10 protein-coding genes are annotated in these 11,263 nt (G+C 63.6%); 9 read left to right on the top strand and 1 reads right to left on the bottom strand.

From position 1 onward, the window contains the following. The first annotated feature begins 6 nt into the window (after window positions 1-6). The 9 genes from murD (at window position 7) to lpxC (ending at window position 10,455) form a co-directional block, all read left to right on the top strand. Window positions 7-1,353, top strand: a complete 1,347-nt coding sequence (gene murD / locus ACNFHO_RS24825) for a UDP-N-acetylmuramoyl-L-alanine--D-glutamate ligase (RefSeq protein WP_416767692.1) — start codon at window positions 7-9, stop codon at window positions 1,351-1,353. Beyond that, the gene (gene ftsW, locus ACNFHO_RS24820) at window positions 1,350-2,564 is read left to right on the top strand and encodes a putative lipid II flippase FtsW (protein WP_054894007.1); all 1,215 of its coding nucleotides are present in this window, start codon (window positions 1,350-1,352) and stop codon (window positions 2,562-2,564) included. Before murD ends, ftsW begins: the two co-directional genes overlap by 4 nt. Continuing rightward, complete coding sequence (gene murG, locus ACNFHO_RS24815; RefSeq protein ID WP_054894008.1) at window positions 2,554-3,633, top strand: undecaprenyldiphospho-muramoylpentapeptide beta-N-acetylglucosaminyltransferase; 1,080 nt, start codon at window positions 2,554-2,556, stop codon at window positions 3,631-3,633. Before ftsW ends, murG begins: the two co-directional genes overlap by 11 nt. Then, window positions 3,626-5,080, top strand: a complete 1,455-nt coding sequence (gene murC, locus ACNFHO_RS24810) for a UDP-N-acetylmuramate--L-alanine ligase (protein WP_054894009.1) — start codon at window positions 3,626-3,628, stop codon at window positions 5,078-5,080. The genes murG and murC overlap by 8 nt, the downstream gene beginning before the upstream one ends. Further along, window positions 5,077-6,033 carry a D-alanine--D-alanine ligase gene (locus ACNFHO_RS24805; protein ID WP_416767691.1) on the top strand — a complete coding sequence of 319 codons (957 nt, stop codon included), beginning with the start codon at window positions 5,077-5,079 and terminating at the stop codon, window positions 6,031-6,033. Before murC ends, ACNFHO_RS24805 begins: the two co-directional genes overlap by 4 nt. Before the next feature lie 5 nt (window positions 6,034-6,038). Further along, window positions 6,039-6,908: a cell division protein FtsQ/DivIB gene (locus ACNFHO_RS24800; protein ID WP_054894011.1), complete on the top strand. Its 870-nt coding sequence runs from the start codon at window positions 6,039-6,041 to the stop codon at window positions 6,906-6,908. A gap of 14 nt (window positions 6,909-6,922) precedes the next feature. Further along, window positions 6,923-8,179, top strand: coding sequence for a cell division protein FtsA (gene ftsA / locus ACNFHO_RS24795; RefSeq protein WP_054894012.1), 1,257 nt, complete (start codon window positions 6,923-6,925; stop codon window positions 8,177-8,179). Window positions 8,180-8,234: 55 nt separating this feature from the next. Further along, entirely contained in the window at window positions 8,235-9,431 is a 1,197-nt protein-coding gene (gene ftsZ, locus ACNFHO_RS24790) for a cell division protein FtsZ (RefSeq protein WP_054894013.1), read from the top strand. A gap of 112 nt (window positions 9,432-9,543) precedes the next feature. After that, the gene (lpxC, locus tag ACNFHO_RS24785; RefSeq protein ID WP_054894014.1) at window positions 9,544-10,455 is read left to right on the top strand and encodes a UDP-3-O-acyl-N-acetylglucosamine deacetylase; all 912 of its coding nucleotides are present in this window, start codon (window positions 9,544-9,546) and stop codon (window positions 10,453-10,455) included. Window positions 10,456-10,561: 106 nt separating this feature from the next. On the opposite strand, the gene ACNFHO_RS24780 is transcribed toward lpxC, so the two are convergent. Beyond that, window positions 10,562-11,017 carry a DUF721 domain-containing protein gene (locus ACNFHO_RS24780; RefSeq protein ID WP_416767689.1) on the bottom strand — a complete coding sequence of 152 codons (456 nt, stop codon included), beginning with the start codon at window positions 11,015-11,017 and terminating at the stop codon, window positions 10,562-10,564. Window positions 11,018-11,263 lie beyond the last annotated feature (246 nt).

The following is an 11,263-nucleotide window of genomic DNA, read 5'->3' as shown; positions in this document are numbered from 1 at the left end:
ACGAGCGTGTCACTGATCGCTTCCGACCAATTCCGCATCGTTGTCGGCCTCGGCAAGAGCGGCATGTCCCTGGTTCGCTTCCTGGCGAACCGGGGTATTGCCTTTGCGGTCGCCGATACCCGCGAGCAACCGCCGGAACTGGAAACCCTGCGCCGTGAATACCCGCAGGTGGAAGTGCGCTGTGGTGAACTGGATGTGGACTTCCTGTGCCGCGCTAACGAGCTCTACGTAAGCCCGGGCCTGGCCTTGGCTACCCCGGCGTTGCAGCAGGCCGCCGCGCGCGGCGTGAAACTCTCCGGTGACATCGAGCTGTTCGCACGCCATGCCAAGGCGCCCATCGTTGCCATCAGCGGCTCCAACGCCAAGAGCACGGTGACCACCCTGGTCGGCGAAATGGCTGCCAAGGCCGGCAAGCGTGTCGCTGTCGGCGGCAACCTCGGCACCCCGGCGCTTAACCTGCTCGACGATGCGGTCGAGTTGTACGTCATGGAGCTGTCGAGCTTCCAGCTCGAGACTACCGATCAGCTCAACGCCGAAGTGGCCACCGTGCTGAACATCAGCGAAGACCACATGGACCGCTACAGTGGCCTGCCGGCTTATCACCTGGCCAAGCACCGCATCTTCCGCGGTGCGCGACAGGTGGTAGTCAACCGTCAGGACGCCCTCAGCCGGCCCCTGCCTGTCGAAGGTCGTCCATGCTGGACATTCGGCCTCAACGCCCCGGACTTCAAGGCCTTTGGCCTGCGTGAAGTGGAGGGCGAGAAGTATCTGGCCTTCGAATTCCAGACCCTGATGCCGGTGCGCGAGCTGAAGATCCGCGGTGCGCACAACCAGAGCAATGCCCTGGCAGCCTTGGCTCTGGGCCATGCCGCCGGTCTGCCGTTCGAACCGATGCTCGAGGCTCTGCGCGAGTTCAAGGGCCTTGTCCATCGCTGCCAGTGGATCCGCGAGCGCAATGGCGTGAACTGGTACGACGACTCCAAAGCTACCAACGTCGGTGCTGCCCTGGCGGCCATCGAAGGCCTGGGTGCCGACATCGAAGGCAAGCTGGTACTGATCGCCGGTGGCGACGGCAAGGGCGCTGATTTTGCCGCCTTGCGTCAGCCAGTCGCCGCCCATTGCCGCGCTGTGGTGTTGCTGGGGCGTGACGCCGAGCGCCTGGCCGAGACGTTCGGCGACAGCGTGCCGCTGGTCCGGGTCAAGACCCTGGACCAAGCCGTGCAGCGCTGCGCCGAGCTCGCCCAGCCAGGTGACGCGGTGCTGCTGTCGCCGGCCTGCGCCAGCCTCGACATGTTCAAGAACTTCGAAGAACGCGGGCGCCTGTTCGCCCAGGCAGCGGAGGGGCTGGCATGATCTTCGGCATCATCAAGCCGTATCCGTCGCCGCTGATCAGCGGTCGTGGCATCGACATCGACTTCGCCTTCCTTGCCGGCTGCCTGGCCTTGCTGGGGTTGGGCCTGGTGATGATCACCTCGGCGTCCTCGGAAGTGGCCGCCGTGCAGTCCGGCAATCCGCTCTATCACATGATCCGCCATCTGGTGTACGTCGCGATCGGCCTTGTTGCCTGCGGTGTGACCATGATGGTGCCGATCGCCACCTGGCAGCGCATGGGCTTCATGATGCTGATCGGCGCCTTCGGCCTGCTGGTGCTGGTACTGGTGCCGGGGATCGGTCGGGAAGTGAACGGTTCGATGCGCTGGATCGGCTTCAGCTTCTTCAACGTCCAGCCTTCGGAGATCGCCAAGGTCTTCGTGGTCATCTATCTGGCGGGTTACCTGGTACGCCGCCAGACCGAGGTGCGCGAGAGCTGGATGGGCTTCTTCAAGCCGTTCATCGTCCTGCTGCCCATGGCAGGCCTGCTGCTGATGGAGCCGGACTTCGGCGCCACCGTGGTGATGATGGGCGCTGCAGCGGCCATGCTGTTCCTGGGAGGGGTGGGGCTGTTCCGCTTCTCGCTGATGGTGGTGCTGGCGGTGGTCGCGGTGTTCATCCTGGTCCAGGCGCAACCCTACCGGATGGCGCGTCTGATCACCTTCACCGACCCCTGGTCCGATCAGTTCGGTTCGGGCTACCAGCTGACCCAGGCGCTGATCGCCTTCGGTCGTGGCGAGTGGCTGGGCGTTGGCCTGGGCAACAGCGTACAGAAACAGTTCTACCTGCCCGAGGCGCACACCGACTTCGTGTTCTCGGTGCTGGCCGAAGAGCTTGGCGTAGTCGGCTCGCTGTGCACCGTGGCGCTGTTCGTGTTCGTCACCATCCGCGCCTTGTACATCGGCCTGTGGGCCGAGAAGGCCAAGCAGTTCTTCGCCGCCTACATGGCCTTCGGCCTGGCCTTCCTGTGGATCGGCCAGTTCCTGATCAACATCGGTGTGAACGTGGGCCTGCTGCCGACCAAGGGGCTGACGCTGCCATTCCTCAGCTACGGGGGCAGCTCGCTGGTGATCTGCTGCGCCTGCGTGGGGCTTTTGCTGCGTATCGAGTGGGAGAGTCGAACGCACCTGGGCAGCGAGGAGCACGAGTTCAAGGAGAGCGATTTTGCCGAGGAGACCAGTCATGGCCGCTGATGGCAAGAACGTACTGATCATGGCCGGTGGCACCGGGGGGCATGTATTCCCGGCCCTGGCCTGCGCCCGCGAATTCCAGGCGCGCGGCTACAGCGTGCACTGGCTCGGTACGCCACGGGGTATCGAGAACGAACTGGTGCCCCAGGCTGGCTTGCCGCTGCACCTGATCCAGGTCAGCGGGCTGCGGGGCAAGGGCAAGCTGTCGCTGCTCAAGGCGCCGTTCACCCTGGTCAAGGCCGTGCTGCAGGCGCGGCGCATCATTCGTGAGCTCAAGCCGGTGTGCGTGCTGGGCTTTGGCGGCTATGTCACAGGCCCAGGCGGTGTTGCCGCGCGGCTGTGCGGTGTGCCGCTGGTGATTCACGAACAGAACGCCCGTGCAGGTACCGCCAATCGCCTGCTTGTGCCACTGGCCGCGCGAGTCTGCGAAGCTTTCCCCGACACGTTCGCTGCCAGCGAGAAGCGTCGGACCACCGGTAACCCGGTGCGCCCCGAACTGTTCCTGGAAACGCCTCGTGCGGCACTTGCCGGGCGTCGTGCGCGTCTTCTGGTACTCGGTGGCAGCCTCGGTGCGGAACCATTGAACAAATTGCTGCCTAAGGCCCTGTCCGAAGTGACTGCAGACCTGCGGCCAGAGGTGTTCCACCAGGCTGGCAAGCAACATGCGTCGATCACCGCCGAGCGTTATCGCGAGGCCGGTATCGAGGCTCAGGTAGAGCCTTTCATCAAAGACATGGCCCACGCTTATGGCTGGGCCGACATGGTGGTGTGCCGGGCCGGCGCCCTGACCGTCAGCGAACTCGCGGCGGCGGGCCTGCCCTCGATGCTGGTGCCCTTGCCCCACGCGATCGACGATCACCAGACTCACAACGCCCAATATCTGGCTCGCGAAGGTGCCGCCTTCCTGATGCCACAAGCGACAACTGGCGCAGCGCAGCTCGCTGAACGCCTGAACGAGGTGCTGATGCAACCCGAGAAACTCAACACCATGGCCGGCACTGCGCGCCGCCTGGCCAAGCCTGCTGCAACCAGCACCGTGGTCGATATCTGCCTGGAGGTGGCCCATGGTTGAAAGCCAGAAAGCCATGCCGCAGCCCAAGATGGGCCGCATTCGCCGCATTCACTTCGTCGGTATCGGCGGCGTGGGCATGTGCGGTATCGCCGAAGTGCTGCTGAACCTGGGCTACGAAGTGTCCGGTTCCGACCTCAAGGCCTCGCCGGTCACCCAGCGCCTGGAGTCGTTCGGCGCCGAAATTTTCGTGGGTCACCGTGCCGAGAACGCTGCCACCGCCGATGTACTGGTGGTTTCCAGCGCAATCAATCCGGCCAACCCTGAAGTTGCCACCGCGCTCGAACGCCGTATCCCGGTGGTGCCGCGTGCCGAGATGCTGGCCGAGCTGATGCGCTACCGCCACGGCATTGCTGTCGCCGGTACCCACGGCAAGACCACCACCACCAGCCTGCTGGCCTCGGTGTTCGCTGCCGGTGGCCTGGATCCGACCTTCGTCATCGGTGGCCGTCTGACTGCGGCTGGCACCAACGCCCAGCTCGGCACCAGCCGCTACCTGATCGCTGAAGCCGATGAAAGCGATGCGAGCTTCCTCCACCTGCAGCCGATGGTCGCTGTCGTCACCAACATCGACGCCGACCACATGGCGACCTACGAGGGTGACTTCAACAAACTGAAGAAGACCTTCGTCGAGTTCCTGCACAACCTGCCGTTCTACGGCCTGGCCGTGATGTGCCTGGACGACCCGGTCGTGCGCGAGATTCTGCCTCAGGTCAAGCGTCCGACCGTCACCTACGGCTTCAGCGAAGAGGCCGACATCCGCGCCATCAATGTGCGCCAGCAGGGCATGCAGACGCATTTCACCGTGCTGCGTCGCGACTGCGAGCCGCTGGAGGTGTCGGTGAACATGCCGGGCAACCACAATGTGCTCAACGCCCTGGCCACCATCGCCATTGCCACCGACGAGGGCATCAGTGACGACGCCATCATCCAGGGCCTGTCGGGCTTCCAGGGTGTGGGGCGACGCTTCCAGGTGTACGGCGAGCTGCCAGTCGAGGGCGGTAGCGTGATGCTGGTCGACGACTATGGCCATCACCCCACCGAAGTGGCGGCGGTGATCAAGGCCGTGCGCGGCGGTTGGCCGAGCCGGCGCCTGGTGATCGTCTATCAGCCGCACCGCTACAGCCGCACCCGCGATCTGTACGACGACTTCGTGCAGGTGCTGGGTGATGCCAACGTGCTGCTGCTGATGGAAGTCTACCCGGCCGGCGAGGAGCCGATCCCCGGCGCCGACAGCCGCCAGCTGTGCCACAGCATCCGCCAGCGCGGCAAGCTGGACCCGATCTACATCGAACGTGGTGCCGAGCTCGCGCCACTGGTCAAGCCACTGCTGCGCGCTGGCGACATCCTGATCTGCCAGGGTGCCGGCGATGTGGGTGGCCTGGCCCCGCAACTGATGAAAAGCCCGCTGTTCGCTGGCGCTGTCGCCAAGCAGGAGAAACCGCTGTGAGTACCGCCTACGACAAACTGCACTCCACGCTCGACGTCAAGGCCTTCGGCCGCGTCGCCGTGCTGTATGGCGGCAAGAGCGCCGAGCGTGAGGTTTCGCTCAAGTCGGGCGCCGCGGTGATCGAGGCGCTGACCTCGGCCGGCGTGGATGTGGTTGCCATCGATGTGGGTGACGATCTGCTCGCTCGCTTGCAAAACGAGAAGATCGACCGCGCTTTCATCATTCTTCACGGCCGTGGTGGTGAAGACGGCAGCATGCAAGGCCTGCTCGAGTGCCTGGGCATTCCCTACACCGGCAGCGGCATCCTCGCCTCGGCGCTGGCCATGGACAAACTGCGCACCAAGCAGGTGTGGCAGAGCCTGGGCATTCCGACCCCGCGTCACGCCGTGCTGGCCAGCGAAAGCGACTGTGTCGAGGCCGGCAAGGAACTGGGCTTCCCGCTGATCGTCAAACCGGCCCATGAAGGTTCCAGCATCGGCATGGCCAAGGTGAACAGCGTCGAAGAGCTGGTTGCCGCCTGGAAGGACGCCGCCAAGTACGACTCCCAGGTATTGGTCGAGCAATGGATCCACGGTCCGGAGTTCACCATTGCGGTGCTGCGCGGGCAGGTGCTGCCACCGATCGCACTGGGTACGCCGCATGTGTTCTACGACTACGACGCCAAGTACATCGCCAACGACACCCAGTACCGCATTCCATGCGGCCTGGACGCTGGCAAGGAACAGGAACTGATGGACCTGACTGCCCGCGCTTGCGATGCCATCGGCATCGAGGGCTGGGGCCGTCTGGATGTAATGCAGGACGAGCAGGGCCGGTTCTGGCTGCTCGAAGTCAACACCGCACCCGGCATGACCGATCATAGCCTGGTGCCCATGGCGGCCCGCGCGGCCGGTCTGGACTTCCAGCAGCTGGTGCTGGCGATCCTGGCCGAAAGCGTAGCGACGCGAGGTTAAGAGCCATGCAAGGCGCGATGATACGTCAGCAGCAACCCGTCACCGGCCGCAGCAAGCCGGTGCCGCGCGGTGCCAGCCGACTGGTGGCCGACGAGCCCGTATCGGCGCGCCTGCCACGGCCCAGCTTCGGTGGGTTGAAACGCCTGCTGTGGCCGGTGCTGCTGGTCGCTGCCGGCTTCGGCGCCTACGAAGGCGCGATCCGGTTGATGCCTTACGCCGACCGACCGATCACCAAGATCGCCGTGCAAGGCGACCTGAGCTACATCAGCCAGCAGGCGGTGCAGCAGCGTATCGCGCCTTATGTCGCGGCGAGCTTCTTCAGTGTCGATCTGCCGGCGATGCGTACAGAACTCGAGCAGATGCCATGGATCGCCCACGCCGAAGTGCGTCGGGTATGGCCGGATGAGGTGGTGATCCGCCTCGAGGAACAACTGCCGGTCGCGCGCTGGGGCGATGAGGCCTTGCTCAACAACCAGGGCCAGGCGTTCACCCCGCGTGAGCTGGCCAACTATGAGCATTTGCCGCAGCTGTTCGGGCCGCAGCGCGCTCAGCAACAAGTCATGCAGCAGTATCAGGTATTGAGCCAGATGCTGCGCCCCATGGGCTTCTCCATCGCTCGCCTGGAGCTGCGCGAGCGAGGCAGCTGGTTCCTGACCACCGGTGCGGGTAGCGCCGGTCCTGGCATCGAGCTGCTGTTGGGGCGCGATCATCTGGTGGAGAAGATGCGCCGGTTCATTGCCATATACGACAAGACACTCAAAGAGCAGATCACCAACATCGCCCGCATCGATCTGCGATACGCCAACGGATTAGCGGTTGGCTGGCGGGAACCGAATGCACCGACGACGGCCCAACCCGCCGTTGCGAAGAATTAGAGAGAGGCAGGACCATGGCAAACGCGCATAGCGGCAAAATGATCGTCGGGCTGGACATTGGCACCTCCAAGGTGGTGGCGCTGGTTGGCGAAGTGGCGGCGGACGGCACCCTCGAGATCGTCGGGATCGGTACGCATCCGTCCCGCGGCTTGAAGAAAGGCGTGGTGGTAAACATCGAGTCGACCGTGCAGTCGATCCAGCGCGCGGTGGAAGAAGCGCAGCTGATGGCCGGCTGCCGCATCCACTCGGCGTTCGTCGGTGTTGCCGGCAACCACATCCGCAGCCTGAACTCCCATGGCATCGTCGCCATCCGCGACCGTGAGGTCAGCGTCGCCGACCTCGAGCGCGTGCTCGACGCTGCCCAGGCCGTGGCCATCCCGGCCGACCAGCGCGTGCTGCACACCCTGCCGCAGGACTACGTGATCGACAACCAGGAAGGTGTGCGCGAGCCACTGGGCATGTCTGGCGTGCGTCTGGAAGCGAAAGTCCATGTGGTCACCTGCGCGGTCAACGCCGCCCAGAATATCGAGAAGTGCGTGCGCCGCTGCGGCCTCGAGATTGACGACATCATTCTCGAACAACTGGCCTCGGCTTATTCGGTGCTGACCGATGACGAGAAAGAACTGGGCGTGTGCCTGGTGGACATCGGCGGCGGCACCACCGACATCGCGATCTTCACCGAGGGTGCGATCCGCCACACCGCGGTGATCCCGATCGCCGGCGACCAGGTCACCAACGACATCGCCATGGCCCTGCGTACACCTACGCAGTACGCCGAGGAAATCAAGATCCGCTACGCCTGCGCCCTGGCCAAGCTGGCCGGCGCCGGCGAGACCATCAAGGTGCCGAGCGTCGGCGATCGTCCGCCGCGCGAACTGTCGCGCCAGGCCCTGGCAGAAGTGGTCGAGCCTCGTTACGACGAGCTTTTCACCCTGATCCAGGCCGAGTTGCGTCGCAGCGGCTACGAGGATCTGGTGCCGGCCGGCATCGTCTTGACCGGCGGTACATCGAAGATGGAAGGCGCCGTGGAACTGGCCGAGGAAATCTTCCACATGCCGGTACGCCTCGGCGTGCCGCACAGCGTTCGGGGGCTGAGCGACGTGGTGCGCAACCCGATCTATTCAACCGGCGTGGGACTGCTCACCTACGGCCTGCAAAAGCAGACCGAGGACCTGCCCCTGACCGGCAACAGCAGCAGCAACAGCTATGGCGATGAACCTAAGGCCCCGGTGCTTGAGCGCTTCAAGCGCTGGGTCCAAGGCAACTTCTAAGTTTCAAAGCAGTAGTGGTAGGCGCAAAAACTAGAGAACTGTAAGGAGAGGGAAAATGTTCGAGCTCGTAGACAACGTCCCGCAAAGCCCGGTCATCAAAGTGATCGGTGTCGGTGGTGGTGGTGGCAACGCCGTCAACCACATGGTCAAAAGCAGCATCGAAGGTGTGGAATTCATCTGCGCCAACACCGATGCCCAGGCGCTGAAGAACATTGGCGCACGCACCATCCTGCAACTGGGGACCGGTGTGACCAAGGGCCTGGGTGCCGGTGCCAATCCGGAAGTCGGTCGTCAGGCCGCGCTGGAAGACCGTGAGCGCATCGCCGAAGTGCTGCAAGGCACCAACATGGTGTTCATCACCACTGGCATGGGCGGCGGTACCGGTACCGGTGCTGCGCCGATCATCGCCGAAGTGGCGAAGGAAATGGGCATCCTCACCGTTGCGGTGGTGACCCGTCCGTTCCCGTTCGAGGGGCGCAAGCGCATGCAGATCGCCGATGAAGGCATCCGCATGCTGGCTGAAAGCGTTGACTCGCTGATCACCATCCCCAACGAGAAGCTGCTGACCATCCTGGGCAAGGATGCAAGCCTGCTGTCTGCCTTCGCCAAGGCCGACGACGTGCTGGCTGGTGCCGTGCGCGGCATCTCCGACATCATCAAGCGTCCGGGCATGATCAACGTCGACTTCGCCGACGTGCGCACCGTGATGGGCGAGATGGGCATGGCCATGATGGGCACTGGCTGCGCCAGCGGTCCGAACCGTGCTCGTGAGGCAACCGAGGCGGCGATTCGCAACCCGCTGCTCGAGGACGTCAATCTGCAGGGTGCCCGCGGTATCCTGGTGAACATCACCGCAGGTCCTGACCTGTCGCTGGGTGAGTACTCCGACGTGGGTAGCATCATCGAAGCCTTCGCCTCCGACCACGCGATGGTCAAGGTCGGCACCGTGATCGATCCTGACATGCGCGACGAGCTGCACGTCACCGTGGTTGCCACTGGCCTGGGTGCGCGCATCGAGAAGCCGGTCAAGGTCGTCGACAACACGCTGCAGACCGCACAGCAGGTGTACGAGTCCTCCAACCCGGCTCCGGTTCGCCAGGAGCAGTCGGCGGTGAACTACCGTGACCTGGAGCGTCCGACCGTGATGCGCAACCAGGCACACGCAGGCGCTGCGGCTGCGGCTAAACTCAACCCACAGGACGATCTGGACTACCTTGACATCCCGGCCTTCCTGCGTCGCCAGGCCGATTGATGGAATTTATCAGGGGTATAAGGGTGATTGGTGTTCAGCAAAGGCCGGGTCTGCTATCATTCTCAGCCTTTGTTGATACCAATTCGCAATTAGCGCTAAAGCGGCCAATGCCATGATTAGACAACGCACCCTGAAGAATACCATTCGTGCCACAGGTGTCGGCCTGCATTCCGGAGAGAAGGTCTACCTGACTCTCAAGCCAGCACCCGTGGATACCGGCATCGTTTTCCGCCGCGCTGACCTCGACCCTGTGGTCGAAATCCCGGCGCGTGCGGCCAACGTCGGCGAGACAACCATGTCGACGACGCTGGTCAACGGTGACGTCAAGGTCGATACGGTCGAGCACCTGCTCTCCGCCATGGCGGGCCTGGGCATCGATAACGCCTACGTCGAGCTCTCCGCCTCGGAAGTGCCGATCATGGATGGCAGCGCCGGTCCCTTTGTATTCCTGATTCAGTCCGCCGGCCTGGAAGAACAGGACGCCGCTAAAAAGTTCATCCGTATCCTGCGCGAAGTCAGCGTGGAGGAGGGCGACAAGCGCGCCACCTTCCTGCCTTTCGACGGGTTCAAGGTGAGCTTCGAGATCGACTTCGATCACCCGGTCCTCAAGGGCCAGACCCAGAGTGCAGTGGTTGATTTCTCCAGCACGTCTTTCGTGAAGGAAGTCAGCCGAGCACGCACCTTCGGTTTCATGCGTGACATCGAGTACCTGCGCAAGCACAACCTTGCGTTGGGTGGCAGTGTCGAGAACGCCATCGTGGTCGACGAGACCGGTGTGCTCAACGAAGACGGACTTCGCTCCGATGACGAATTCGTCAAGCACAAGATCCTCGACGCCATTGGCGACCTCTATCTGCTGGGCAACAGCCTGATCGGCGAGTTCAAGGGCTACAAGTCCGGACACGCGCTGAACAACCAGTTGCTGCGCAAGCTGATCGCAGAAACGGACGCCTGGGAAGTGGTTACTTTCGAAGATGCCAGTACGGCACCGATCTCCTACATGCGCCCTGTTGCGGCCGTGTAAGTTCGAACACTCTCTAGTTCATTGAGGCCACCTTCGGGTGGCCTTTTTTATTGGCGCGCCCATGGCCGAGCGGTGTTTGAGGCCTTCGCAGATAACGCCGGGAACTTCAGGTCTTGTCGTGGGCGTGTGCTGCAAGCCGTTCCAGCGCGGCCCGCAGTTTTTCGTCATCAATGCCTTGCGCCGTCTCGCGCAGGCTTTGTGCCGCTTGTTGCGACAACTCGGTGGTGTGTGTCGGGCGCGCGGGTGCGCCAACTGGTGGTTGCACCTGGAACTTGATGCGCTGCAGGTTGGCGAAGGCTTCCATGGCTCGCAGCGTTGTCAGCAGGCGCTTCTGCTGGTAGCGCAGACGCGTTGCCCAATGGCCGTCCGTCACCACCAGGAGCAGACAGCCATCGCGCCATGAGGCCACATGACAGTGTGCCCGGGCAGCGGGCTGCAACTGGCTTTCCAGCAAACGCTGCAGGTGCTCGAGGCGCTCGGCCTGGTTGAGCAGCAGGCGCAGCGGCCTGGCCTGGCGCAGCAAGGCGGCGGGTGGCTGGGCAGAAGGGGGGTTGTAGGCCATCGGAGTACGCATGAGGTTACAAGATTGGCAGTCTAACAGATGCCACCGGGGCCGTTGCCTGTGCCGGACGCTTTGCCGGCAGTACCGATCCTGAGGGCGGTGCAGAGGGGGTGGGCGCAGGCCTGTCCGCGAGGAGGCCAAACACGTTTCATGTCTGGCCGCCTTGAACTTGAGGAAAATGTCCCTATGTTAGAGAGGCCCCGTTTAAAGCGCTGTGCCAGCATCGTGGAAATCCACCACTTTCCT

Origin of the sequence: Pseudomonas sp. NY15374, from assembly GCF_048068255.1 — a bacterium.
Classification (GTDB): domain Bacteria; phylum Pseudomonadota; class Gammaproteobacteria; order Pseudomonadales; family Pseudomonadaceae; genus Aquipseudomonas; species Aquipseudomonas machongensis.
The sequence above is the reverse complement of the archived record's forward strand: the minus strand, read 5'-3'. Positions and strand labels throughout refer to the sequence as shown.